Raw genomic sequence first — 25075 nt, 5'->3', positions numbered from 1 at the left:
CGTCAGGCTATTGGTTCCATTCCGACGGATTTTGCCGCCAGGCCGCGAGAGATTCCGTCGCATCCGCAGCGATATAATCCAGGTTTCGGGCTTCACCGATCAGCGTTTCGTAGTCGCTCAGACAAACCAGCTTGACGTTTTTATCCGCAAAATTCTGGCTGGACACCGGAAAACCGTACGTAAAAATGGCCGCCATCCCCAACACCTCGGCTCCGGTTTGGCGCAGGACGTCAACCACTTTGAGAGAACTGCCCCCGGTTGATATGAGGTCTTCGATCACCACCACGCGCTGTCCGGTTTCCAGCCGACCCTCAATCTGATTGCCCATCCCGTGTTTTTTGGGCTCGGGCCGAACGTACAGAAAGGGAAGATCCAGCGCATCGGCCACCAGCGCCCCCTGCGCAATACCGGCGGTTGCCACGCCAGCAATGGCCTGAACATCCGGAAAATCCCGGTGAATGGCATTGGCCAATTCGTTGCGGATGTACGTTCGGGCCTCAGGATACGAAAGGGTAATCCGGTTGTCGCAATAAATGGGGGATTTCCAGCCGGAGCTCCACGTAAACGGTTCGTCCGGCCGTAAACGAACGGCTTTGACTTCCAGCAATAATCGGGCAATTTGGGTGGCACTCATACCTAATGTCAAATGGAAAATCAGTAAAATGGCGAATGGAAAAGGGTGCTCAGACGGATTCAATTTTTCAGTATTCCCTACTTCACCGATGGTATTGAACCCGTAGAAAACTTATTCTTCCGCCCGCTTCGTCACCAGGATTTTGTCGATGCGGCTTTTGTCCATGTCGATAATTTCAAACTGGTAATCCTGCCAGGTAAAGGTTTCGCCGGTTTTGGGAATGTCCTTGATGATTTGCAGGGCAAAACCGCCCAGTGTATCGAATCCGGTCAGTTCGCGCCGGTTTTGAATGACGATGTCGAAGTAATCCAGAAAATCATCGAACGGAATCTGGGCATCCACGAGATAACTGCCGTCGCCCCGGTCGACAATTTCAAATTCAAACTCATTGGTGTCCGAAATATCGCCCACGAGCGCATCGACAATGTCGTTGAGGGTCACCATGCCGAGAACGCCACCGTACTCATCGACGATCACGCCCACGTACTGCCGGCGTTCGCGAAACCGCTCCAGCACCTGGTAGGCCATGTTGCTTTCCGGAATGTACAGCAAATCGCGCTTAATTTCTTCCAGCCGGGTCAGTTGTTCGTCCAGGTCCTTGCCCAGAAAATCCTTGCTGTTGATGAGCCCAATCATGTCATCGACACTGCCCCGGCAGAGCGGATAATGCGAATGCCGGTGTTCGATGATCGACTGGCGGTTTTCTTCCACGCCTGCTTCCAGATCGAGCACCACCATTTCCTGACGATTAGTCATCAGGGAGGTAATTCGCCGATCGCCGAGTTGAAACACGTTCTGCACAATCTCCTGCTCAATTTCTTCGATCACTCCGCCGGAAGTTCCTTCCTGAATCAGGCTTTTGATTTCTTCTTCCGTGACGGCGCTGGCGTTGGGTTTGATGTTTAATATTTTGATAATCAAATCACTGGAAAAGGCCAGCAGGCTGATAAAGGGCGCCGTAATTCTGGACAGCATGTTCATCGGCCCCGCCATAAACTTGGCGATGCCTTCGGGATTCGACAGACCGATCCGCTTCGGAACCAGCTCACCCAGCACCAGGGACAGGTAGGTGATCAGCAGAACGGTGGCCGTCACAGCGATGCTGTTGGCATAGGGGGCCAGGAGGGGAAACTGGGTAACAAAAGTCGAGATCTGGTCGGTCAGGCTGTCCCCGCTGAAAATACCGGTCAGAATTCCGATCAGGGTGATGCCAATTTGAACGGTGGCCAGAAAACGATTGGGAGATTCGGCCAGTTTCAGGGCTTCTTCGGCCCGGCGGTCGCCGTTGCGGGCGTCGGTTTCGAGTCGGGCTTTGCGGGAGGAAACCAACGCAATCTCCGAAAGGGAGAAAACACCGTTCAGAATTACTAAAAAAAGAATTATTGCAAGTTCCACACGGGGGAAAGTTGGCGTTTTGCAAAAATAGTGGTTTTAGTTTCTCTTCAAAGATGAATGGTTTATCTAAATTTGTTTTGTAAATCACACAATGCCGGTTCGTCGGCAGTTCGACGGGTTGCCGGGCATCTGTTCAACTACCCTCATGACCATTTTTATTGACGATCGACCCATTCATTTGAAGGGCGCAAAGAAGGCAGCCAAGTTGCAGGATGATTCGCTGGCCAGCCAGGTCGACTACGACCGGATTCTCGATGCCCGGCTTGAAGGTTTGAAGATTACCACCCTGAAAGGCCACGTGCTGGTTCTGAACGCGACCCCCGTTACGATCGAGAAACTGGTCAGTTTACTCGTTAATTACACCGTAAACGATTTGCACTCCGTGACCCTGGTGGCCGTCGAGAAAAAAGCCGTGGAGGAAAAGTTTAAGAGCCTTTTTCGAATCATCAAAGCGGCCGGGGGGGTAGTGTTCAAGGGAGACAAAATGCTCCTGATGTTTCGGCGGGGAAAGTGGGATTTACCCAAAGGCAAGCTGGATGACGGCGAATCGTCCCGGGTGGCCGCCCTGCGGGAGGTGGAAGAGGAAACCGGCGTGGTGGCATCGCTCGGAGACCGAATCTGCACCACCTGGCACACCTATACCCTCAACGGAAACCGCATTTTGAAAAAGACGAAATGGTACCAGATGACCTGCATCGACGACTCCCGGATGCAGCCGCAGGTCGACGAAGATATCGAACGGCTGGAATGGATGGATCAGAAAAAAACCGCCCTGGCACTGACCAATTCCTTTAGTTCAATCCGGTATGTGATTGAAACAACCAATGAAACGGGGGTGAAAAAATAAAGGATGGATGATGAACGATGAACGGGCTGACGCACACGAATCCATCGTTCATCCTTTATCATCCATCATTCAATTCAGTTTGTACGGCAGAAACTCGTCGATGTTTTTGGAATACCGGTGCAACTCCCGGATAATGCTCGAACTGATCGGAGCGAGGTGGGGCGAGGTGATTAAAAAGACGGTTTCTACATCTTCGTAAACGTACCGGTTGACCTGCGAAATACTATTTTCGTATTCAAAATCCGTGGTATTGCGCAGGCCCCGCAGCAAAAACCGGGCTCCCAGCGAGCGGGCTACATTCGCCGTCAGGTCATCATACGAAACCACGTTGACCGCCGGATACGCGGCAAATGTTTTCTCAATCAGCGCCGTCATCGTGTCCAGCGGAAAATACCGCTGCTTGTTGGCGTTCCGGCCAATGCCGATGATCACTTCATCGAACAATTTTAGCCCGCGGAGAACCACATCTTCGTGCCCCTTGGTAAACGGGTCGAAAGAGCCCGGAAATAGCGCAATTCGTTTCATAGAGTTAAGAAAGGAGGAGGGAGAAGGGGGAGGAAAGGGAGAACGTGGTACCGCTTTCGGTCCTCCGTTCCTTCTTTCGCCCTTCCTCCTTTTTAGTCAATCAAGGTGTTTCCGAATAAACTAAAATAACGGTGTTCCGGTACGTCGTCGAAAGCCGGGGCCAGTTGCAGGCCCGGCGGTACTGAACCAAACCGGATGTGGGGAAGAAATTTTTCCAGGGAACTGTAAATTTCGGCAAAGGGCGTGATCTCGCCGAACAGCACGAGCTGGACTTCGCTGGGTTCCGTTTTTAACTCGTTGATTACGTAGAGGATGTAATACACCAGATCCGTCGAATTTTTATAGGCAAACCGGTTGCAGAACAAAAACTGCCCGGCTTTGCGAAACACCACCGTCACCGATTCATCTTCAAAATTCAGGGTCAGTTTCTGGGAAGAATCCAGCACCGAATCGGTCAGGGACGTGGCCTGAATCAGCGCACTGGCCTGGTGAATCACGTTAAGTTGCTGGAGCGGATAGGTTGCCGACAACCAGTCCGACAGCGCATTGTCAACGCTGAAAACCGCATGAAATTCTTCCTTCCGGTGCGGATAAGCCAGCGCGTGCTCCGACAGGGTCAGCGGATTGCCTCGCACAAGTTGAAGGTACTGGGCCGCGTATTCCTTCCGAAACAGACTCGACGGAATCAGGGTGAAGGCCGGCGAGTTTACCGACACCTGAATGGTTTTCCAGTAGGACGACTGCAAAACCGGGTGGTTTTGGTAAATCGACCGCAGGGAAGGCAACAGGGGACTTTCGGTCAGCAGCGAAGGAAAGGTATAATCTTCCAGCCAGAAACACTGGCGTTGCTCGGGTTCAATGACACAAAACCGAAAATGCTCATGGCTCATTTCCAGACAGAGCTGGTACGAGTCGGTCATCGAAATATCAAACGATTCTTCCCGAATGGCGACGGTTGGGGTCACAGGAGCAAGGGTATCGGTATGCACAACGCGTAAATTAATTAAATGACTACAGGGAGCAGCGACGGTTTTCGGCGGAAACCGCACCGGACGGCTAATGTACAAAAATCCCCGACAGCCGCGGCTTTATTGTTTTAAATAACCTTTTAAGTGGAATACGTCCTCCATCGACCGGCACAGGCGGAACATTCGGTGCACTTCATTTTCGGGATACCGCTTGATTTCCTCGAACGACATTAGCCGCACTTCGGTGATAATCTGCCGGTCGGCATCCATTTCCGGGTCGAAGCCCTGGCGGAGTTGACCGCCCACGATCCGGACGTCGAAAAACAACTCCATGGCGTGCAGCGGAGTCTGCATGAATTCGTTCACGAACTGCAACTCGCCGACTTCGATCGCCAGCCCGGTTTCTTCCTGGAACTCCCGGACGAGGGCTTCGTAGGCGGTTTCTCCGTATTGCGGCCCCCCGCCGGGCGGGCACCAGAACGTATCCGTCGGGCCAATGCCCCGGTGCCGGACCATCAGCAGTTTTTCATCAATCAGGCACAGGCCACAGACCCGCAGCCGCAGGCGATTGCCATACAGCCGTTTAACTTCTTCGCGTGCAATATCCAAGGCGGTTTTCAATAGTTTTTGGCACCGCAAAGGTAGAAATTAATGAACAATGAATAATGAACATTTAAGAGCGAAAAACGCGCGTCTGTGTTACCGGTTCATTCTTCCCTGTTCATTATTCAATACAACGATCAATATGGGCTTCCCGAAATGTAGCTTTCCAGGGAATCAATGCGGACTTTCTGATCGTTGATGATGGCCGAAACCACGTCGTTGATGGAAATGATGCCGATTAGCTCACTGTCATCGACCACGGGCAAGTGGCGGATGTGTTTGTCGGACATGATCACCATCGCGTCTTCCAGCCGCTGGTCGCTGCTAATTGTGATCAGGTTAGCCGTCATCACATCCCGAATCAGCGTGTCTTTGGAGGCCCGGCCTTGCAGAATCCCTTTGCGGGCGTAGTCGCGTTCTGAAAAAATCCCGGACAGATTGCCCTCATCGATGACCAGTACGGCCCCGATGTTTTTATTCGCCATGGCTTCCAGTGCTTCGTACACCGTCGAATCGGAGGTGACGGAATAGATGGTGTTAATGGTTTTTCCCTGCAAAATCTGACGGATATTCATAAGCCGAAGGGGTTAAAGTTAAACGGGTTGGCTTCAAAATAAAAATTAGGTATGACAAAAACAATCCGGTTTTGCATTTCGGGTCTTATACTCGCCTAATTTCTTCAAATAGTTACATCTCGTCTGGCGGTTTTCAACAGAACACGCAATTTGTTTTTCATAAACGGTTCTGATAAGTTTGAAAAAAGAACAGGGTATGCGCAGGTCGAATCAGGGGTGGATCAGGGTGGGAATTGGTTTGTGGCTGATTAGCAGTTTGTTGGGCGCGTGTCGGCGGCAACCGGTCCAGGAGGTGCCGAGCGAATCCAACGTGCTGTTGGGCGCCTGGGAGAAAATCAGTCCGGCGGAATGCAGCAAAATGTACCCCGACGTAATTGAATTCAGTGCCAATGGCGTCTACCAAAGTCAGTCGGCCGTCACCACCGTCCAGATGGCCTGGGATGCCGGAGCCTACGAGGTTGACCGGCAGCTCGTCAAAATTTCCAACGCCCTGGACGTGGTAAAAACCTACCGGTTTGTTATCAAAAATGAAACCGTCACCTTCGAAGACGATCAGGGTTGCCGGTTTCCCTACCGTCGGATGTGAGGTTGAAAAACCGCCTTTTTTTCGTATTTTCGTACAATGAATGAAACCCAGACGCCCGCCCAATTGCTGGCGAAACGCTTCCCTTTCAAGCCTACTTCCGGGCAGCAACGGTTTTTTGAGCAGATGAATCCGTTCATGACCCGCTCGGAACACGAACACTACCGCGATTGCTTTCTGCTCAAAGGATACGCCGGTACCGGTAAAACCACGCTGATCAGTACCCTGATTAAAGTATTGCCCAAATTCGGTTACAAATCGGTTCTGCTGGCCCCAACGGGCCGGGCGGCCAAGGTCATGGCGAATTATTCCAAACGGATGGCCCAGACGATTCACCGGAAAATATACCGCCAGATTGCCGACGCCAATTCCGGAAACCTGGTTTTTCAGCGGCAGAAAAATTACCACGAAGACACGGTTTTTATTGTCGATGAAGCGTCGATGATCAGCAACGACGCCGAAATTGGCATGAACGGGCTGCTGGCCGATCTGGTTGAGTTTATTTTTGAAAACCCCGGAAACCGGCTGATGCTGGTGGGCGACGTGGCTCAGCTTCCGCCGGTTGGCAAAGAAACCAGTCCGGCCCTGGACAAAGGCTACCTGGAACGGCAGTTCGATATGGTGGTGGTGGAGCAGGAATTGCTGGAAGTGATGCGGCAGGACGAACATTCGGGTATTTTGCTGAATGCGACCAGTTTACGGGAGGTGCTGGCGGAGGCCAATCCGCACATCAGCCTGAACGTCCGCAACTACCGGGACATTTACAAAATGACCGGCGAGAAGCTGGAAGACGGGATCCGGTATTGCTACGATAAATACGGCCGGGAAAACACGATCATCATCACCCGCTCGAACAAGATGGCGGTGCAGTACAACCAGTACATCCGGCGGGCCATCAACCAGTGCGAGGAAGAACTCGACACGGGCGACATGCTGATGATCGTCAAGAACAATTATTCGGTGCTTGACGACGACTCTCCGGCCGGTTTTCTGGCCAACGGCGACTTTGTGGAGGTTTTGAAAATCCGCAAGCGCGAAGAGCAGCACGGTTTGAAATTCGCGACCGTCACGCTGCGGCTGGTCGATCTGGAGGAGCAGCCGGAGTTTGAAAGCAAGATTATTCTCGATACGCTGTATTCACCGCAACCGTCGCTGGGCCGAGAAGAAAACCGCAGCTTGTACGAGAGCGTTCAGAAAGATTATTTTTACATCAAGACAAAAAAGGAGCGGGCCGAAGCCATCCGGCGCGATCCGTACCTGAATGCCCTGCAGGTGAAGTTTGCCTACGCCCTGACCTGCCACAAGGCGCAGGGCGGACAGTGGCCGGCGGTTTTTGTCGATCAGGGTTATTTGCCCGACGGTCAGGTGAACCAGGACTTTGTCCGCTGGCTGTATACGGCCATTACGCGGGCCACCGACGAAGCTTTTCTGATGAATTTTATGCCCCAGTTTTTCCATTGACGCCATGACCCTTCCGGAGTTTACCAACAGTCTGACTGATTCCCGGCCACCGGCGGGCCTCCATCCGGTCGCCGAAGCCCTGTGGTACGACGGGCGGGGCGACTGGGAACACGCCCACGAAATTGCGCAGAGCCGCGAGGGAACCCGCGACTACGACCGTTTGCACGCCTATTTGCACCGCAAGGAAGGCGACGACTGGAACGCCGGGTATTGGTACCGCCGGGCGGGCGCGTCGGTTTTTACCGGATCACTAGACGAGGAGTGGAAGGAGCTGGCCGAAACGTTTCTCAACCAATAAAAAACCGCCTTTGGAGCTTTCAAAAGTATTTGACTGGATCACCCCACTCACCTTGCTGGCGCTGGCGGGCGTTTACACGATCGGCATCGGCATCACGCATTGGGGCCAGGAAAACAACGCCCTTCAGTTTATTTTTGGCGTTCCACTCACGATTGGCCCCCTGATTGGGCATTTCCTGATTCGGCAGGTGCTGATGCGAAACACGCTGCGCATCTGGATCTTGGAAGCCGTGCTGGTGGGAATTTGCGTGGTCGCGTTTCAGTTTATGTGATGAGTGCAGCAAAAAGAGATTTTATGTCATAATCAGATGACACTTCATTACAATTTAAGCAACCGTTAATTATGAGGACGATTTAGTAATGTAATCTAAATGTAATTTGGCAATCGAGTCACCTTTCGCAGCCGCTTTTCGGTACCATTTTGCAGCCTCCGCCTTGTCTTGTTCTATCCCATCACCATAGTCGTAACAGCTGCCAATATAAAAATAGGCTTCGGGATGGCCTTGCTCGGCAGCCTTTAAAAAGTAGCTAGCAGCAGCATGGCTATTTTTATCGATCCCTATTCCCCTTTTAAAATACAGGCCGATTGTAAACTGTGCATCCCGATTTCCATTTTTTGCTGCTTGTATATACCACTTTAGTGCGGTTTTTATTTCTTTAACGGTCCCAAGACCATTATCATAAAAATATGCCAGGCGATATTGTGCATCGGGATGCTCCTTTCCGGCTGCCTTAGCGTACATATTTAATGCCTGACCATATTTCGATTCACGTTCATAGAGGAAGCCAAGTTCAAATTGAGCCTCCCGATGCCCTTGATCAGACGCCAGGATAAACCAATTTTTTGCAATACTTAATTCATCTCTCTTTTGAATGTTAATATACGGGTAAACATGCTCTTCTGGAGCCGGACGTCTTTTCAAGCCAATTTTATAAGACATACCCAAATAGTATTGAGCCTCGGCGATGTTGAATTCTGCCGCTTTTTTTAGCCAGATTACAGCCTCTTCTATTTCCTTTTTATCATAGTGACGGATTCCTCTAAGTAAATCTTCAAGGCTGCTATTTTTTCGAAGAATCGATTCCTCATTTGATTTTATGACAGTAGAAGTTTCCTGCCTTTTTAGAGGATCTGAAACATGATGAGATGATGCTTTGTCAAAACTTCCCTGCGTTGGAATGGCTGATTCTTTCGTTATGGTGTCGATGACAATGTAGGAGTAGATTTTTTCGAAGTTTTCCTCCTTGAATTCGATAATCTCGTAATACTGCAGGCTGGGAGGTAGGTCGTCCGTTGACAAGCCATCATTGATTACGGAGAATAAATTTCCTTTTACTTTGCCTGACCGCTTCCTATTAAGAAAAAACCGCCATTCGGCTTCAACCCATGGGGAAGTGAAGTGATCAATCGAGCTTCCGATAACAATCAAATTTTTGGATACAAGCAGGGCTTCATCGATAGCTTTACTATAGTCTGTGTTTTTAAACTCATGAAGGGTTTGGCCGGAATCAAAGACGACAAGGTTTTTGGCCGTCAGAAAATCAAATAATTTTTTTGCCAACTTTTCATCCTGGCTTTTGCGGGAAAGAAAGACATCGATTGCCCGATTCATAGCAGTAAGGTCCGGTATTACTTGGATACTAATCGACTTCCAATTTACTTAAACTCGTCGAAGTTTTGCATAGCAGGAATAGATATTAAAGCTAAAAGTAGTGCTTTTGCTCACTCAATAAACTGATCTCGGTGTTACGGTCTTGGAAATTTGAATTGCCCTGAATAGATGAACAAGGGTGTAAGGCTACTCTACTGGTTTTGAAAGCTACCTTACTATTGTTTTTCTCAAGCTCTCTTTGCCACAATTCAATCAGATGAAAAGTCTGGTAGCCAAACCATAAAAAAGACGCGGCTCAAACGGGCCGCGTCTTTGTTCAATTATTCCTAAACCCTTAAAAAATGTTGATGAAGGTAGTAAAATCTATGGTTGATGAAGTGTAATCCGATGAATTATGCGTCAATTTCTTCTTGTTCGTGCCGCAGCAGGTCGTTAACGTCCTCCTGGGGCAAACCGAACGCATCCGCCACGCCCTGGTAAACGATCTTTCCGCTCACCACATTGAGTCCTCGTTTCAGTTCGTCGTTTTCCCGACACGCTTTGAGCCAGCCTTTGTTGGCGAGTTGCAGCGCATACGCTAGCGTCGCGTTCGTCAGGGCCACCGTCGAGGTGTAGGGAACCGCGCCCGGCATGTTGGCCACGCAGTAATGCACCACGTCGTCGATGATGTACGTCGGATTTTCGTGGGTGGTGGGCGTACAGGTTTCGATGCAACCGCCCTGATCAACCGCAACGTCCACCAGAACCGTACCGGCCCGCATCAGCTTCAGCATTTCGCGCGTGACAAGGTGCGGAGCTTTGGCGCCCGGAATCAGCACCGCGCCGACGATCAGATCAGAGTGCTTGACGGCTTCCCGAATGTTGTATTCGTTCGACATGAGCGTATCGACGTTTTCGGGCATGATGTCCGACAGGTACCGCAGGCGCGGCAGGCTGATGTCCATGATGGTGACGTGTGCGCCCAGCCCGGCCGCCATTTTAGCCGCCTGCGTTCCGACGATGCCACCGCCCAGAATCAGGACGTGAGCCGGTTTGACGCCCGGAACCCCACCCAGCAGGATGCCCCGCCCTTTTTGCGGTTTTTCCAGGTATTTGGCCCCTTCCTGCACCGCCATCCGGCCCGCTACCTCCGACATCGGAATCAGCAGCGGCAAACTGCGGTCGGCTTTCTCCACGGTTTCGTAGGCCAGACAAACCGCCTTCCGGTCAATCATGGCGTGCGTCAGTTCTTCCGAAGAAGCGAAGTGGAAATAGGTAAACAGCAGTTGATCTTCCTTAATTAATTCATATTCAGAAGCAATCGGCTCTTTGACCTTGATGATCATTTCGGAAATTCCGTAAATTTCCTCAATGGTCGGCAGCATCACCGCGCCGGCTTCAATGTACTCCTCGTCTTCAAACCCACTTTCCACCCCGGCGTTCACCTGGATGTACACGGTATGACCGTATTTCCGAAATTCAGCCACCCCGGCCGGCGTCAGTGCCACCCGGTTTTCATTGTTTTTGATTTCTTTAGGAACACCAATGACCATTTTACGAGGTGGTTGTGGTTGGGTGAAAAATGAAGGGACAAAGGTATCGATTGCCAAACGTATTTCTGATTCTACAACTCATTTTGGGAAATACTGTTTATTTTTCGTAACCTAGAAGGAAAAAATTTGGCAGCAAGCTTCCGCGACGGCTTTGTAAAGAAAAAATTCCGCTATGACTTCCGTTGATAAAATTGACCGGCAAATCTTGTCACTTCTTCAGGAAAACGCCCAGCTTACCATTCAGGAAATCGGACAACGCATCAATCTTTCCAAATCACCCATTCACGAACGCATCAAACGACTTGAACGGGAAGGCATTATCGAAAAATACGTCACCCTGCTGAACAAGAAAAAGCTGGGAAATCTGCTGGTGGTTTTCTGCCACGTTACCCTTGATAAGCAAACCCGTGAAACCTTTATAGTGTTTGACCGGACGATTGCCGAGCTGCCGGAAGTGATGGAATGTAACCTGGTGTCGGGCACGTTTGACTACCTGCTGAAAATTGTGGTGCACGACATGGAAACCTACAACCGGTTTTACCAGGAGCGCCTTTCGGTAATCCCCGGTTTACTGAACATCAGCAGTTTTTTTGTCATGTCGGAAGTGAAAAACACCACGGTGATTCCGGTGTAGATCCGGTTTTTGGTACCGCTGGATTCGCTGAAAAGGCGGTTATTCCACGGCCAGAACCGCCCCGTGCGTTTGTTGAATCAGGCCGCGCAGCAACGGTTTGAACGATCCAAACACCGATACGGCAGCTTCGGAAAGCCACGGGTCGCCAAACAACCGCTGAACCGTCCGGCCCACCCAGAGCCGGCGCGCAAACTGCTGCGACCAGGCCGCCTGATACTGCTGCTCCAGGTCAATCCGCGAAATTTTTCGATGCAAATACCGGTTAGCCAGCCCGCTGACCAGCTTGCCGCTGTGAATTGCCAGCGCCATGCCATTGCCGCAGAGGGGCGTAATCAGGCCGGCCGCGTCGCCCGCCATCAGTACGTGCTGCTCCACAGCCGGTTTGGGCGCAAACGAAAATTCGTTAATCACTTCCGGTTTTTCGTATACAAAGTCGGCGGTTTCATAAATCCGTTTCAAATGCGGATTCCGGAACAAAACAGCCTGTTCCATGGCCGGAATGCTGCCGAATTGCCGGAGATTTTCGCGGGTAGTCAGGTAGCAAAGGCAAAATTTCCCGTCTTCAATGGACGACAACCCGCAGTAGCCCTGCCGGAAATTATGCAGAGCAACGGTATCCGCGGGCGCATCCACCCGAATGTGGTATTTGACACCCAGGTAAGGCGACGGTTTTTGCAGGAAAGCCCGGTGCAGCTGCTTATCCATTTTCGAGCGTTTGCCGTGGGCCCCTATCACCAGGCGGCCGGACAATTGTTGCCCATCGTTCAGCTCCACCGAAAAACCGTCCGACTGAAACGTAACCCGTTCGACCTGTTTGCCGAGCAAAAACCTGACGCCCGCCGATTGCCCCAGTTGATACAGCGCGTGGTCCAGCGTGTAGCGGCTGAGGCCAAAACCGCCCAGGTCCAGCGTCGTTTCCAGAAACCGGCCCGAGGGCGAACTCAGCAGAAACCGGTTGATGCCGGTTGCGCCCAGCGTTGCCGGATTCAGCCCCAGCGATTCGAGGTACGGCCGGACTTCGTTCGAGACGTATTCTCCGCACACTTTATGGAAAGGATACGTTTTTCGTTCCACAAGGGCGACCTGATGACCAGCCCGCGCCAGTTCCAGCCCACTGACCAGCCCGGCCAGCCCACCTCCGATAATGATGACATCCATGCGGTTTTTGAAAACGCTACCGATACACAAACGCCGGATGGGAACCGGCGGTTTTGAAAGACTTGAAAAAACAAACCCGGACGGTTCGTCACCATCCGGGTTTTTAACTACAGTGAGTAGGAATCAAAATAGGCCAGACGCCGGCAAATTCAAAACCGGCCGCTGGGGCAATGACTTAGGCTTCGACGTCGCCGTACGAAATTTTCGGGATGGCTTTGTCGATCATGTACCGGCCAACGCCTTCTTCGCCGATCACGTCGAAGAGTTCGATGGCCCGGCGGGCCACGTATTCTTCTTCGATTTGCTCTTTAACGAACCACTGCATGAATTGATCCGTCGCGAAGTCGTTCAGTTGACGGGCCGTGCCGACAATCCGGTTGATGGAATTGCTAACGGCAATCTCCTGTTGCAGCGCCAGTTCAAACACATCCCGGAAACCGTTAAAGTCCTGCGGAACGTTGGTCACGTCGGGCGAGATTGCGTGGCCGCCCATGTCCGAAACGTAGTTGAACAGTTTCAGCATGTGGCTGCGCTCTTCGTTCGACTGCTTGTAAAAATAACCGGCGCTATAGTCAAAACCGTTGCGGTCACACCACGCGGCCATCGCTAAATAAATTGCGGACGAGTGGGCTTCCATTTTTATCTGTTCGTTGAGAATTCGCTCGATTTCTTCTTTCAGCGAGGTTCTCATTCTTACGAGGTCTTTCATCAGTACTTTCGGTTTTCGTTCTTGTTCGTGTGGGCAAAGCCTTGCCGTTTCTGTTACAAGAATACTGATTTCAGCCGGAAAAAGTTTGGGCAATACGAAATTTGGAAACAGTCTACGTTTAGTGTTTCAGCCAGTTAAGGAGCAGGTTCAACGAATGTACGGAAACGGAGACGATCGGATCAGTAAACGAGGGAGCTGTACAGCCGTTCGTTCAGCAGGGTATTGAGGTCGAGCGAAAACCGGGTTCCGGCCAGCAGGTCGCGCAGGGCGATGAGGTCGCAGAGGCTGAGGACAAACAGATGATCCGTGCGGGGTGCGTCGATCACTTCAACGTCGTAGGCGTCGTCGGTATTGAAAATCATGGTGTGAATATCCACCGAGTCGACCCGCTTCTTGAACGTCAGAAAATCAGAAATCCGGAGCGAAACCCGCGCTTCGCCGAACTGAATAACAATCCGATTGGTTGTATCGCATTGATAGCTGACGCCTTTGGAATTGGCAAATAACTCGGTTAACGGGTGGGTATTCGACACGGATGATAACAAAAAAGTGACTGTGGAAAACCGACTTTACAACGATTGACTCCGTAAAAGTACAATTAGAATTCTGACGTGTCAAGATAATTTGAAACAATTCTAAATAAATTTATGGGAACAATCGTCTTAAAAATAAGCCGGTAAGCCGAAACCGGAGCGGGGCAGTCAGAAACGCTGATTACATTTTGCCCGGCCCGATTGCTGATCCCGTTGGCGATTCGTTTACATTTGTTCCACAACTTGATTGAGCCGCATGAACCGTAATATTTCCGACGGACTGAATTTTTTCTCGAAAGTAACCCCCAAGCGTGCGTGGAATGCGCTGAAAGTATTGTCGAGTTATTACGAATCGAAATGGACCGGGAAAGCCGTGCACCGCGGTTCGCCCATCGCCATTTCGTTTGAACCCACCACTTCCTGCAATCTGCGCTGCCCCGAATGTCCGAGCGGTTTGCGTTCGTTTACGCGCCCGACGGGGATGTTACCGGCCGATTTGTTCAAACGCACCATCGACGAAATTGCCGATACGCTTCTGTACCTGACGTTTTATTTCCAGGGCGAACCGTATCTGCATCCCGATTTTCTGACCTTGGTGGGCTACGCATCCAAAAAAGGAATTTATACCGGAACCTCCACGAACGCGCACTACCTGACGGACGCCAACGCCAAAAAAACCGTCGAATCCGGGCTGGATCGGTTGATCATTTCCATCGACGGCACCACGCAGGAAGTTTACCAGCAATACCGGGTGGGTGGCAAGCTCCACAAAGTGCTGGAAGGCACCAAAAACATCATCAAGTGGAAAAAGGAACTGAAGTCGAAGACGCCCCACGTTATTTTTCAGTTTCTGGTCGTCAAGCCGAATGAGCACCAGATTGCCGAAGTGTATGAAATTGCCAGGGAGCTGGGCGTGGACGAAGTGGGGCTGAAAACCGCCCAGATCTACGATTTCGAGCACGGTTCCGACCTGATGCCGACCATCGACAAATACTCCCGCTACGAAAAAACCGCCGAAGGAACCTACGCCATCAAAAACGCACTGGACGGGCACTGCTGGAAAATGTGGCATTCCTGCGTGATCACTTGGGATGGGCTGGTGGTGCCGTGCTGCTTCGACAAAGACGCCCACTACCGGCTGGGCGATCTGAAAGAACAATCGTTTGAAAAATTATGGGCGAGCGAACCCTACCAGCAATTCCGCCAGACGCTCATCCATTCCCGCTCCGGAATCGAGATGTGCAAAAACTGCACCGAAGGAACGCAGGTCTGGGCCTGAGAGAGTTAGTCATAAACCCGGATTGCGGAACGGCGAACCGGGCCAATTCCTTGTTCCGGGCTCCATGTTACCGGAGTATTAACTCTGTGGAACATCCAAAAAAAAACCGTGAAACATTCCTTGCTTTAGAATAACCATCTCCTGATATTTGGGGCTGTAACGAACAAACCCATGGGGAAAGTTATTGCTATTGCCAACCAAAAGGGGGGCGTTGGAAAGACCACCACTACGATCAATCTGGCGGCTAGTCTGGCCGCTCTTGAGTTTCGAACGTTGATTGTCGATGCCGACCCACAGGCCAATTCCACATCGGGTCTTGGTTATAATCCGAAAGAGATTGAGAACAGCATTTACGAGTGCATGATCGAAGACATCCGGACGCGGGATGCCATTATCCAGACCGATTTTCCAAATCTTGACCTGCTGCCGTCGCACATTGACCTGGTCGGGGCCGAAATTGAGATGATCAATCTCAAAAACCGGGAGGAGAAAATGAAGGAGGCTCTGTACGATGTGAAAGAAGAGTATGATTTTGTGATCATCGACTGCTCACCATCGCTGGGCCTGATAACCATCAACAGCCTGACTGCCGCCGATTCCGTCATCATCCCGGTGCAATGCGAGTATTTTGCGCTGGAAGGACTCGGTAAACTGCTCAACACGATCAAGATCATTCAGTCACGACTGAACACCGCGCTGGCTATCGAAGGCATTCTGCTGACCATGTACGATTTGCGGGTCCGTTTGTCCAACCAGGTCGTCGGCGAAGTCACGGCGCATTTTCAGCAGATGGTTTTCAATACCATTATTCCGCGCAACATCCGCCTGAGCGAATCGCCCAGCTTCGGATTGCCGGTTCTGGCCCAGGATGCCGACAGCAAAGGCGCCATCAGTTACCTGAATCTCGCCCGCGAAATTTTGACCAAAAACGGCCGGTTGTCGCAGGATCAGACCGTGTAATGTCCACCAAGAATTTAGTCAGTCATGGATAATACGAACGCAAAAAGTAATCCGAAAAAAATGATAGGTCTGGGCAGAGGATTGGGGGCCTTATTGCACGATAGCGACCAGGTGAATCGACCGAGCAAACCGTCGCCGTATGAGTCGATTTCGACAATGACTGAAATCAACGTCAACCACGTTGAAACCAACCCCTACCAACCCCGCACGCGCTTCGACGAAGAAGCCCTGATGGAACTGGCCGAGTCGATTCGGGTGCAGGGCATCATTCAGCCCATTACGGTGCGGCAACTGGGGCGCGACCAGTACCAGCTGATTGCCGGCGAACGGCGGTTGCAGGCATCGAAACTGATCGGCATGATCAACATTCCGGCTTACGTCCGGCAGGCCAACGATCAGCAGATGCTGGAAATGGCGCTGATCGAAAACATTCAGCGCGAAAACCTCAACTCCATTGAAATTGCCCTCAGCTACCAGCGGCTCATCACCGAGTGTAGTCTGAAACAGGAAGAGCTGGGCGCGCGGGTCGGAAAAAACCGCACGACCGTGAACAACTACATCCGCTTGCTGAAATTGCCCCCGGTGATTCAGGCGGCTTTGCGCGATACCAAAATCTCGATGGGGCACGCCCGGGCCATCATCAACGTCGATAATCCAGACATTCAGATTAAGCTCTTTAACCGGCTGATCGATGAGGACTGGTCGGTTCGCCGGGTGGAAGAAGCCGTCCGGGGCCTGTCAACGGCCCCCGAAGCCGAACCGGAGCGCCGTTCGACGCCCTACAAGCAGGAAATTCGCGGCCTTCAGTTCAAGTTGTCGTCGATGTTTGGCACGAAAGTGTCCATCAAAGCCGACGACAAGCATAAGGGAGAGATCAAAATACCGTTTACTTCCCAGGATGAGATGAACCGGATTCTGGAAGTACTGAATTACAAAGCCTAAAAAACGTTAATTTTTCGAAATTCTGCTCAGCGGCCGGGTTCTGTTCGTTAGTTACGTTAGCAACAGGCCACAACCATGAACAGAATGCATCGGGGGAAGGAAGGGATGAATTGGTCGAAATACGTGTGGATGGGCATGCTGGTCCTGCTGGGTGGCAAAACCATCGGGCAGACTCCGGCTACTTCCGTACGGGATTCGGTGACGCAAACCACTGCGATCAATGTGGATTCGTTGGGCAAGAATGTGCCGCTGGACACGGTTTCGCTGACGGCCAAACAAAACGCCCGGATCCGCAAGATTGTCCCGAAAAAAGCCACCGTTCTGTCGGCCCTGATGCCGGGACTGGGCCAGATTCACAACGGTCACTGGTGGAAAGTGCCGATCATCTACGCCGGTTTTGGGACGCTGGCGGTTTTTGCCACCAAGTACTCCAGAGACTACCGGTTTTTTCTGAAATACGGAATCGAAGCCTACAACAAGAATCCGCAGGTTACGACGGTGGAAGGCTACGGGGAAGTTTCGGTGGGCCGGCTGGAAAACGCAGCGCGTGCCTCGGCCCGGTATCGGGATTATAACTTTCTGGGCATGGCGCTGTTGTGGGGCGTCAACGTCATCGAAGCCAACGTAACGGCGCACCTCAAAACGTTCGATATTTCGGAGGACCTGACCCTGAAAATGAAACCGGACTTGCTGATGCCCGCCGTTGGAACCGTGCCGGTGCCGGGTGTTCGGCTGGCTTTTCAGTTTAAGAAGTAATTTTACGCCGAATTGGAATGAAGATACTATTACTGGGCTACGGCAAGATGGGCAAAACCATCGAGCAGATTGTGCGGGATCGGGGCCACGAAATTGCGGGCCGGATCGATGTAAACAACCGGGCTGACCTCGACGCACTGGATAAAACCGATGTGGACGTTGCCATTGAATTCAGTTCGCCCGAAGCCGCCGTCGGCAACATTCGGGATTGTTTGAAGCGCGGCTGGCCCGTGGTTTGCGGCACCACCGGCTGGCTCGAACACCGCGCCGAAATCGAAGAACTCTGCCGCCAGAGTCAGGGCGGTTTTTTCTACGCATCGAACTACAGCATTGGCGTAAACCTGTTTTTCCGGCTCAACAAAGTCTTGGCCCGGTTTATGAAGAATTACCCGTCGTACCACGTTTCGATGACCGAAGTGCATCACACCGAAAAGAAAGATGCCCCCAGCGGAACGGCGATCACACTGGCCGAGGGAATCATCGGTGAAATTCCGACGAAAAAGCACTGGGTCAACGAAACCGCCGGACAGGCCGAAGCCGTGGCCATCGAGTCACTGCGGGAAGGAGTGGTACCCGGAACGCACGTGGTCCGGTACGATTCGGATGTTGATACCATCGAAATCAGTCACGTTGCCCACAGCCGCCAGGGTTTTGCGCTGGGAGCGGTCGTTGCCGGGGAGTGGCTCGCGGGCAAGCAAGGCATTTTCGGCATGGAGGACCTGTTGGGCGAAACCGTAAGTGTTAGTTAAATATCGAACATCGAATACTGAATGGTGAATAACGAAAGAAAAAGAATCCGGATGGGTTCGCTATTCGCTGTTCATTGTTCGTTATTCATTATTTTTTAAAAGCATGTCTTTAGTTAAAAATCAGGAATCGGCTACGAAGCCCACCGTCAGGAAAAAATCACCTTTTCGCGAGTGGATCGATTCCATTGTCTTTGCGGTCGTTGCGGCAACGCTCATTCGCTGGCTGTTTATGGAAGCCTTCACCATTCCGACGCCGTCGATGGAAAAGAGCCTGCTGGTGGGCGATTTTCTGTTTGTCAGTAAACTCCACTACGGAACCCGTACGCCCAAAACACCCTTGCAGGTACCGCTGACGCACCAGAAAATCTGGGGAACCGAAATTCCCTCGTACCTGGACTGGATTCAGTTGCCGCAATACCGGCTACCCGGTTTTTCGTCGGTCAAGGCGGGCGACGTGGTGGTTTTTAATTACCCGCCCGAAGACTATCCGACGGATTTGAAAACGAACTACATCAAGCGCTGCATTGGCGTTCCCGGCGATGTGCTCGAACTGCGCGACCGCCAGGTGTTTGTCAACGGGCAGGCGTTTCCGGATCCGGTAAAATCCGAGACCGAGTATTTTCTGAAAACCAATTCGGTGATTAGTGCGAAGGTTTTCAAACGGTATGATATTACCGATTTTGAGCAAAGCACGGAAACCTATAATGACACGATTGCGGCCAACGACGCTTCGGGCTACCGGATTCACACCACGGCGGAAACCGCAGCCCTGTTGAAGCAACAGGATTTTGTGCAGGGCATCGAGGTTCTGAACACCCCCAAAGGCTCGGTCAATCCGTTTCAGCCGGTCTATCCACAGTCTTCCCTGTTCCCCTGGAATGTCGATAATTACGGACCGATTACGGTTCCGAAAGAAGGCGTTACCATCCAGCTGGATGAAAAAAACATCGCCTTGTACGGGCCGGTCATTCAGAAATACGAAGACAATGAAAAGGTGGAACTGGCGGAGAATTCCATTAAAATTGACGGCAAAGCAATCACTTCGTATACCTTCAAACAGAATTACTACTTCATGATGGGGGATAACCGGCACAACTCTGCCGACTCGCGGTACTGGGGCTTTGTTCCGTCCGACCACATTGTGGGCAAGGCGGTTTTCATCTGGATGTCCATCGACCCCAGTCCGGAAAGCGTCCTGAATAAAATCCGCTGGAACCGCCTGTTCCGCATCATTGATTAAGCACGGACCTCATTCGTTAACTCAATTTTTGAATCCCCTGCGTTGCGACTTGGCAATTGCAGGGGATTTTTTTTGCAAAAGCATTCCAGCCGCTGCATTTTATAAGGGATGGTAAGATTCTATACATTGCCGGAAAAATTATATACGTATTGCCCTATTTTTTAGACTTATTTTGAGCTTGATAGACAATCGAAGCATTCACCCTTACACGGTATCGGGACGGATTGCGTAAAATGCCCAAATCCTCTTCCATCCGGTTTTTCTGACCATGAAAAAAACAAAGGTTCCTGTTGTACTGACTATCGCGCTGATTTTCGCGCAACAGACGGTTATGGCGCAGTATCCGACCATCCCGCCGGATGTTCAGAAGCAAAGCGATGCGTTGCTGAACGAAGCGGCCGTGCAATCCAACATCGCCTGGCAGAAAGCCCTGCCCATCATCGAAAAGGAAGCCAGCGAAGGAAAACCGTATATCCCGTGGGCCGCCCGCCCGGTCGATCTGCCGCAGGCCAGCATCCCGGCATTTCCGGGAGCCGAAGGCGGGGGCGCGCACACCTTTGGCGGACGCGGTGGCAAAGTCATTGTCGTAACGAGTCTGGACGATCAAGGCCCCGGAACCTTGCGGGAAGCCTGCGAACAGGGGGGCGCGCGCACCATTGTGTTTAACGTAGCCGGGATCATCCGGCTGAAAACTCCGCTGATAATCAGGGCTCCCTACATTACCGTCGCCGGTCAGACGGCCCCGGGCGACGGTGTTTGTGTCGCCGGTGAATCGGTCTGGATCAACACCCACGACGTGGTGATCCGGTACATGCGGTTTCGCCGGGGTGAAACCTTCGTGGGCCGACGCGACGATTCCATTGGCGGCAATCCAATCGGCAACATCATGATCGACCACGTCTCGGCCAGTTGGGGACTCGACGAAAACATGTCCATGTACCGCCATATGTACAACGACAGCACCGGCAAAGCCGCCGAAGACAAGCTGCCGACGGTGAACATTACGATTCAGAATTCCATATTCTCCGAAGCCCTCGATACCTGGAATCACGCCTTTGGCAGCACGCTGGGGGGCGAAAACTGCACCTTCATGCGCAACCTCTGGGCCGACAACGCGGGCCGGAATCCGTCGATTGGCTGGAACGGAATTTTCAATTTTGCCAACAACGTCATCTTCAACTGGGTCCACCGCTCCACCGACGGGGGCGACTACCGGGCTATGTACAATATTATCAACAACTATTTTAAACCGGGTCCGCTGACGCCAAAAGATTCGCCCATCGGTTACCGCATCCTGAAACCGGAATCGGGCCGGAGCAAACTGGGCTACCTGGTTTTTGGCCGGGCGTACGTCAACGGCAACATCGTGGAAGGTCACGACAAGGTGACGAAAGACAACTGGGCCGGGGGGGTGCAGGTGGAAGAGCTGGCCGACGCCGGAAAATACACGGCGAACATCAAATGGAACAAGCCGTTGCCAATGCCCGACTTTACCATTCTGCCGACCCGGCAGGCGTATGAGTATGTGCTGGAAAACGCCGGGGCCACGTTGCCGAAGCGTGACCCGGTTGATACCCGCGTGGTGGAACAGGTCAAAACCGGAAAGGTTACGTATGACCCAAAGGTGAAATTGCCGGAAACGCAGTTCAAACACCGCCGGTTGCCGATCGATTCCTACAAAAATGGCATCATTACGGACATCAATCAGGTGGGCGGCTATCCGGAATACACGGGAAAACCGTACCTGGATTCGGACAGCGACGGAATGCCCGACGACTGGGAGCGCAAAAACGGCCTGAACCCGAAAGATGCCTCGGATGCCAGCCAGGATAAAAACAAAGACGGTTACACGAACATCGAGGATTATCTGAATAGTGTCGTGCCGGTTCAGCAGGTGCGCCCCCGAACCTAGAGATCAGTAGCCTAATTCCCCAAAAACCGTGTTTAGAATCCACTTTTTTCCTGCCTTGTTCTCGCTCTGGGGTATCCTGTGGTACGCCGGGGAAGGGTATGCGCAGGAGAAAACGACGGCCAAACCGGTTTCGCTGGGATCGGACGGCCGGCTGGTTTATACACCGGACGAATTGGGAAACCGGATTCCGGACTTTTCATACTGCGGGTATAGGGCGGGCGAACGGGCCATTCCGAACGTACCGATAAAAGTAGTTGTTCCGGCTAAAAAAGGCGACGCAACCCGCCGGATTCAGGCCGCGATTGATTATGTAGCCGCTCTACCCCTCAATGCTGAGGGAGTTCGGGGGGCGGTTTTGCTGGAAAAAGGCATTCACGAAGTGGCGGGAAGCCTGAAAATACCGGTTTCGGGTGTCGTTCTGCGCGGCAGCGGAACCAGCCAGACCACCCTGCTCGGGACGGGATACAGCCGCGACAATCTGATTACCATTGCCGGAAAAAACGACCGGCGAACGACCGCTGCCGTTCCCCTTTCCGAGCGGTATGTGCCGGTGAATGCCCTGAAAATTCGGGTCGAAAAACCGGCGGATTTCAAAACAGGAGACAACGTGCGGATTCACCGGCCTTCCACGAAAGAATGGATTCAAACGCTCGGAACCGGCCAGTTCGGGGGCGGCATTTCGGCCCTGGGCTGGAAACCGGGTCAGCGGGATCTGTACTGGGACCGCCGGATTACGGCGGTGCAGGGTTCCGAAATCACCCTCGACGCGCCCCTGACCACTGCGCTCGATTCGGCTTTTGGTGGTGGAACGGTTGCGCGCTACAGCTGGCCCGGACGCATTGCCAATGCCGGTATCGAAAACCTGCGGCTGGAATCGACGTTCAACCCCAACAACCCCAAAGACGAAGATCACCGCTGGATGGCCGTTGTGCTCGAAAATGTGCAGGACGCCTGGGTGCGGCAGGTGGTTTTCCGGCATTTCGCCGGTTCGGCGGTTTTTGTCCAGGAAAGCGCCAAACGGATCACGGTAGAAGATTGCCAGTCGCTGGACCCGGTTTCCGAAATCGGGGGCGAACGGCGGAACACCTTCCTGATTCGGGGGCAGCAGGTGCTGGGCCAGCGGTTGTATAGCAAATCCGGTTTTCACGATTTTGCGGTTGGGTATTGCAGCGCCGGACCGAATGCCTTTGTGCATTGCGAGGCTCGGAATGCCAACGGCTTCAGTGGAGGCACTGATAGCTGGGCGTCGGGGGTGTTGTTCGATATTGTGAACATCGACGGCAATGCCCTCCGGTTCGCCAATCGGGGGCAGGATGGACAGGGTGCGGGCTGGAACGCGGCCAACAGCGTTTTCTGGCAGTGCACAGCCGCCCGCGTGGATTGTTTTCAGCCGCCCACGGCCCAAAACTGGGCGTTTGGCACCTGGGCGCAATTTGCCGGCGACGGTTTTTGGGAGATGTCCAACGAACACATTCAGCCCCGGAGTTTGTATTACGCCCAATTGAAAGACCGGCTGGGTGACTCCGTTGCGGTTCGGGCCATCCTGCTGCCAGTCGGGTCCGAAGCGTCGAGCAGTCCGAAAGTCGAGGTAGCTGCCGACCTGACCAGACAGGCGGTTTTTCCCGCGCCAACGCTGGTTGATTTCATCACGGCGGCCGCCAAACGGCAACCCATTCCGACGGCATCCGACGCCCGGTCGATTGATGCGATGGGCGTACCGAAGGAGCCGGTTTTGGTCAAAACCGCCCCGATGCGAATTCTGAACGGAAAACTGGTGCGCGCGGAGGGGCTGATAACGGGCCGCCGGCAGGAGGTGCCCTGGTGGAACGGCAGCGCCCGGCCCCACGGTCTGGCCAATGCAAAACCGCACCTCACCCGGTTTGTGCCGGGCCAGACAGGACCGGGCCTGACCGATGATCTGGCCGCCCTGACCGACTCAATGAAAGTCAATAATACGGTAGCCATCGACCATAATTACGGCCTGTGGTACGACCGTCGGCGCGACGATCACGAACGCATCCGGCGGATGGACGGCGAAGTTTGGCCGCCCTTTTATGAACTGCCGTTTGCCCGCAGTGGTCGGGAAACCGCCTGGGACGGCTTGAGTAAATACGATCTGACGACGTACAACCACTGGTACTGGAACCGGCTGAAACAGTATGCCGATCTGGCCGACCAGAAAGGACTGGTATTGATTCACCAGCAGTATTTTCAGCACAACATCCTCGAAGCGGGTGCGCATTACGCCGATTTTCCCTGGCGCCCGGTCAACAACCTCAACAAAACCGGCTTCCCGGAACCGGCTCCGTACGCGGGTGACAAGCGGATTTTCATGGCCGAGCAGTTTTATGACGTTTCTGACCCGGTTCGGCGGGCTCTGCATCGGGCCTACATCCGGAAGTGCCTGGATTCATTTGCGGGCAATTCGGGCGTTATTCAATTGATTGGGGCGGAGTTTACCGGACCGCTGGCGTTTGTCCAGTTCTGGATCGACACCATCAGCGCCTGGGAAAAAGAAACCGGAAAAAACGCCCTGGTTGGTCTGAGCACGACCAAAGAGGTGCAGGATGCGATTCTGGCTGATCCCAAACGGGCCACCGGGGTTGATCTGATCGACATTCGGTACTGGCACTACCAAGCGAACGGCACCGTTTATGCCCCCGCCGGTGGTCAAAATCTGGCCCCGCGTCAGCACGCCCGGCTGCTGAATCCGAAACGAAGTTCGTTTGAACAGGTGTACCGGGCCGTGCGCGAATACCGCCGGGACTATCCGGAAAAGGCGCTTACCTATTCGGCCGATGGTTTCGATTCAATGGGCTGGGCGGTTTTTATGGCGGGTGGTTCGATACCCAATCTGCCGGTTGTAACCGACCCCCAGTTTCTGGCCGATGCCGCAAAAATGCAGCCGGTGGAATTGCCCCACACGCCCGCCAGCCAATGGGCTTTGGGCAACGATAAAAGCGGCTACATCCTTTACAATGACGCAGCGAACCCGGTTTCACTGGATCTGACGAAGGCAACCGGCTCCTTTCTGGTGAGTTCCATTCATCCGAAAACCGGTCAGGTGCTGAAAGCCAGGGAAGTGGTCAAAGGGGGAACGGTGGTCAGCCTGAAAAAACAATGGGAAGGGGCCGAAGTGATCTGGGTTAAAAAAAGCAAGGGATTATGAA

Annotated in this window: 25 protein-coding genes; 14 read left to right on the top strand and 11 right to left on the bottom strand. The window is 52.7% G+C overall.

The window, feature by feature from the left end; all coding sequences use genetic code 11:
- Positions 1-7: 7 nt before the first annotated feature.
- Positions 8-634 carry an orotate phosphoribosyltransferase gene (pyrE, locus tag ACYVHX_RS11675; protein ID WP_460671818.1) on the bottom strand — a complete coding sequence of 209 codons (627 nt, stop codon included), beginning with the start codon at positions 632-634 and terminating at the stop codon, positions 8-10.
- A gap of 111 nt (positions 635-745) precedes the next feature.
- Positions 746-2029 carry a hemolysin family protein gene (locus tag ACYVHX_RS11670; protein WP_460671817.1) on the bottom strand — a complete coding sequence of 428 codons (1284 nt, stop codon included), beginning with the start codon at positions 2027-2029 and terminating at the stop codon, positions 746-748.
- 145 nt (positions 2030-2174) lie between these two features.
- Here ACYVHX_RS11670 and ACYVHX_RS11665 point away from each other — a divergent pair, with 145 nt between their 5' ends.
- Positions 2175-2876, top strand: coding sequence for an NUDIX hydrolase (locus ACYVHX_RS11665; protein ID WP_460671816.1), 702 nt, complete (start codon positions 2175-2177; stop codon positions 2874-2876).
- Positions 2877-2945: 69 nt separating this feature from the next.
- On the opposite strand, the gene coaD is transcribed toward ACYVHX_RS11665, so the two are convergent.
- From coaD to ACYVHX_RS11645, 4 genes are all read right to left on the bottom strand, one after another.
- Positions 2946-3401, bottom strand: a complete 456-nt coding sequence (coaD, locus tag ACYVHX_RS11660; protein WP_460671815.1) for a pantetheine-phosphate adenylyltransferase — start codon at positions 3399-3401, stop codon at positions 2946-2948.
- Between the two features lie 92 nt (positions 3402-3493).
- Positions 3494-4366, bottom strand: coding sequence for a DUF3822 family protein (locus tag ACYVHX_RS11655; protein WP_460671814.1), 873 nt, complete (start codon positions 4364-4366; stop codon positions 3494-3496).
- Between the two features lie 123 nt (positions 4367-4489).
- Positions 4490-4978 carry an NUDIX domain-containing protein gene (locus tag ACYVHX_RS11650; protein ID WP_460671813.1) on the bottom strand — a complete coding sequence of 163 codons (489 nt, stop codon included), beginning with the start codon at positions 4976-4978 and terminating at the stop codon, positions 4490-4492.
- Between the two features lie 131 nt (positions 4979-5109).
- Entirely contained in the window at positions 5110-5547 is a 438-nt protein-coding gene (locus ACYVHX_RS11645) for a CBS domain-containing protein (protein WP_460671812.1), read from the bottom strand.
- A 196-nt stretch (positions 5548-5743) separates the two neighbouring features.
- Here ACYVHX_RS11645 and ACYVHX_RS11640 point away from each other — a divergent pair, with 196 nt between their 5' ends.
- Genes ACYVHX_RS11640 through ACYVHX_RS11625 form a run of 4 tightly spaced genes read left to right on the top strand, consistent with a single transcriptional unit; the run spans position 5744 to position 8160 of the window.
- Positions 5744-6133, top strand: a complete 390-nt coding sequence (locus ACYVHX_RS11640) for a hypothetical protein (protein WP_460671811.1) — start codon at positions 5744-5746, stop codon at positions 6131-6133.
- 36 nt (positions 6134-6169) lie between these two features.
- Positions 6170-7591 carry an ATP-dependent DNA helicase gene (locus ACYVHX_RS11635; RefSeq protein ID WP_460671810.1) on the top strand — a complete coding sequence of 474 codons (1422 nt, stop codon included), beginning with the start codon at positions 6170-6172 and terminating at the stop codon, positions 7589-7591.
- Positions 7592-7595: 4 nt separating this feature from the next.
- Positions 7596-7889, top strand: a complete 294-nt coding sequence (locus ACYVHX_RS11630; RefSeq protein ID WP_460671809.1) for a hypothetical protein — start codon at positions 7596-7598, stop codon at positions 7887-7889.
- A 10-nt stretch (positions 7890-7899) separates the two neighbouring features.
- A complete protein-coding gene (locus tag ACYVHX_RS11625; protein WP_460671808.1) occupies positions 7900-8160 on the top strand; it encodes a hypothetical protein in 261 nt (86 codons plus the stop codon).
- Between the two features lie 69 nt (positions 8161-8229).
- Here ACYVHX_RS11625 and ACYVHX_RS11620 read toward each other — a convergent pair whose 3' ends face one another.
- Positions 8230-9501: a TIR domain-containing protein gene (locus tag ACYVHX_RS11620; RefSeq protein ID WP_460671807.1), complete on the bottom strand. Its 1272-nt coding sequence runs from the start codon at positions 9499-9501 to the stop codon at positions 8230-8232.
- A 392-nt stretch (positions 9502-9893) separates the two neighbouring features.
- Positions 9894-11033 (bottom strand): alanine dehydrogenase, encoded by a 1140-nt coding sequence (gene ald, locus ACYVHX_RS11615; protein WP_460671806.1) that lies wholly within the window; start codon positions 11031-11033, stop codon positions 9894-9896.
- Positions 11034-11205: 172 nt separating this feature from the next.
- Here ald and ACYVHX_RS11610 point away from each other — a divergent pair, with 172 nt between their 5' ends.
- Positions 11206-11667: an Lrp/AsnC family transcriptional regulator gene (locus ACYVHX_RS11610; RefSeq protein ID WP_460671805.1), complete on the top strand. Its 462-nt coding sequence runs from the start codon at positions 11206-11208 to the stop codon at positions 11665-11667.
- A 39-nt stretch (positions 11668-11706) separates the two neighbouring features.
- Here the strand turns inward: ACYVHX_RS11610 and ACYVHX_RS11605 are convergent, their stop codons facing one another.
- The 3 genes from ACYVHX_RS11605 to ACYVHX_RS11595 form a co-directional block, all read right to left on the bottom strand.
- Complete coding sequence (locus ACYVHX_RS11605; RefSeq protein WP_460671804.1) at positions 11707-12825, bottom strand: NAD(P)/FAD-dependent oxidoreductase; 1119 nt, start codon at positions 12823-12825, stop codon at positions 11707-11709.
- Positions 12826-13000: 175 nt separating this feature from the next.
- A complete protein-coding gene (locus ACYVHX_RS11600) occupies positions 13001-13534 on the bottom strand; it encodes a ferritin (RefSeq protein WP_460671803.1) in 534 nt (177 codons plus the stop codon).
- A gap of 179 nt (positions 13535-13713) precedes the next feature.
- Positions 13714-14067, bottom strand: coding sequence for a hypothetical protein (locus ACYVHX_RS11595; protein ID WP_460671802.1), 354 nt, complete (start codon positions 14065-14067; stop codon positions 13714-13716).
- A gap of 256 nt (positions 14068-14323) precedes the next feature.
- Here ACYVHX_RS11595 and ACYVHX_RS11590 point away from each other — a divergent pair, with 256 nt between their 5' ends.
- The 8 genes from ACYVHX_RS11590 to ACYVHX_RS11555 all read left to right on the top strand — a co-directional run bounded on the left by ACYVHX_RS11590 (position 14324) and on the right by ACYVHX_RS11555 (position 25074).
- On the top strand, positions 14324-15346 hold the full coding sequence (locus ACYVHX_RS11590) for an SPASM domain-containing protein (protein ID WP_460671801.1): 1023 nt from the start codon (positions 14324-14326) through the stop codon (positions 15344-15346).
- A 171-nt stretch (positions 15347-15517) separates the two neighbouring features.
- Positions 15518-16306: a ParA family protein gene (locus ACYVHX_RS11585; protein ID WP_460671800.1), complete on the top strand. Its 789-nt coding sequence runs from the start codon at positions 15518-15520 to the stop codon at positions 16304-16306.
- A 24-nt stretch (positions 16307-16330) separates the two neighbouring features.
- Complete coding sequence (locus tag ACYVHX_RS11580; protein ID WP_460671799.1) at positions 16331-17248, top strand: ParB/RepB/Spo0J family partition protein; 918 nt, start codon at positions 16331-16333, stop codon at positions 17246-17248.
- Between the two features lie 75 nt (positions 17249-17323).
- Entirely contained in the window at positions 17324-18004 is a 681-nt protein-coding gene (locus ACYVHX_RS11575; protein WP_460671798.1) for a DUF5683 domain-containing protein, read from the top strand.
- A 17-nt stretch (positions 18005-18021) separates the two neighbouring features.
- A complete protein-coding gene (dapB, locus tag ACYVHX_RS11570; protein WP_460671797.1) occupies positions 18022-18753 on the top strand; it encodes a 4-hydroxy-tetrahydrodipicolinate reductase in 732 nt (243 codons plus the stop codon).
- Positions 18754-18856: 103 nt separating this feature from the next.
- Positions 18857-19993 carry a signal peptidase I gene (lepB, locus tag ACYVHX_RS11565; protein ID WP_460671796.1) on the top strand — a complete coding sequence of 379 codons (1137 nt, stop codon included), beginning with the start codon at positions 18857-18859 and terminating at the stop codon, positions 19991-19993.
- Positions 19994-20261: 268 nt separating this feature from the next.
- Positions 20262-21905, top strand: a complete 1644-nt coding sequence (locus tag ACYVHX_RS11560; RefSeq protein WP_460671795.1) for a pectate lyase family protein — start codon at positions 20262-20264, stop codon at positions 21903-21905.
- Positions 21906-21933: 28 nt separating this feature from the next.
- On the top strand, positions 21934-25074 hold the full coding sequence (locus ACYVHX_RS11555) for a DUF6298 domain-containing protein (RefSeq protein ID WP_460671794.1): 3141 nt from the start codon (positions 21934-21936) through the stop codon (positions 25072-25074).
- The last annotated feature ends 1 nt before the right edge of the window (position 25075 follow it).

The organism is Larkinella ripae, from assembly GCF_054780775.1.
Note: the sequence above shows the minus strand (reverse complement) of the source record. Positions and strands in the feature narration are given on the sequence as shown.